The sequence below is a fragment of the Aeromonas sp. 1HA1 genome (assembly GCF_029237385.1).
GTDB lineage: Bacteria > Pseudomonadota > Gammaproteobacteria > Enterobacterales > Aeromonadaceae > Aeromonas > Aeromonas popoffii.
Map to the genome: position 1 here is coordinate 1 of NZ_JAACGC010000179.1, position 1,126 is coordinate 1,126.

A 1,126-nucleotide genomic window follows, 5' to 3' on the forward strand; every position below is an offset into this window, starting at 1 on the left:
GACTCTGAGGGTAGAATTGGTCATGGCGTATCACCTCTGTTAATTGAGATTCTTCGCGGGAATCAATCAGCAGGATACGCCACCTTCTCTATCTCCCCCATACACCAGAAATCACCATAACTCGGGATAGACTGGCGCCATCCAAAGCGTCTGGCTAACTCATTGACCATGTTGTAAAAAGTGATCCCCCATGTAAGATACATGGGTATGGAAAAATCACTAGCCGACGAAATCCTGCAACTGAAACGACTCCTGGCCGAACAGGAGTCACTCAATCGTGTTTTGCATGCAAGGTTGGAAGAGCGGGAGCGCGAAATTGAGCGCCTGCTTGCGCAACTCGACAAGCTGCGGCGTATGTATTTTGGCAGCCAGTCCGAGAAACTCGCACGTCGTATCGCTCAGACTGAAGCACAACTGCAAATACTCCAGCAAGAGAGTGACGCTATCACCGGCCGGGTGGATGACCCAGCAGTACCGCGGCCACTTCGCCAGACCCGCACTCGCAAACCCTTCCCTCAGGCCCTTCCTCGCGATGAGCATCGCCTGTGTCCAACAGAGGCAGTCTGCCCGGAATGTGGTGGAGCGCTGGCATACCTTGGAGAAGATACTGCTGAGCAGTTAGAGCTGATACGCAGTGCCTTCCGGGTCATCCGCACGGTTCGGGAGAAACACACCTGCGGGCAGTGCGATTTCATCACACAAGCGCCAGCGCCATCACGTCCTATCGAGCGGGGGATCGCCGGGCCAGGCTTACTGGCTCGGGTACTCACCTCCAAATATGCAGAGCACACCCCACTGTATCGCCAGTCGGAAATCTATGCCCGTCAGGGGGTGGAACTGAGCCGTTCGGTGCTCTCTGGTTGGGTGGATGCGTGTTGCAGATTGCTGTCACCGCTTGAGGATGCGCTGCGGCAGTATGTGCTGACCGATGGCAAACTACACGCAGACGATACGCCGGTCCCGGTACTGCTCCCCGGCAATAAAAAGACAAAAACAGGGCGTCTGTGGACGTATGTACGCGATGATCGCAACGCAGGCTCCGAAGGGCCGCCAGCCGTCTGGTTCGCCTACTCTCCTGATAGAAAGGGAGTCCATCCGCAAAGCCATCTTGCCGATTTCAGCGGTG

The 1,126-nt window shown here is 56.0% G+C and carries 1 protein-coding gene; it reads left to right on the forward strand.

Annotated features, from left to right (window positions below):
• Positions 1-207: 207 nt before the first annotated feature.
• On the forward strand, positions 208-1,126 hold a 919-nt coding region (locus tag GWQ22_RS21510; protein ID WP_275931629.1), incomplete at its 3' end, for an IS66 family transposase.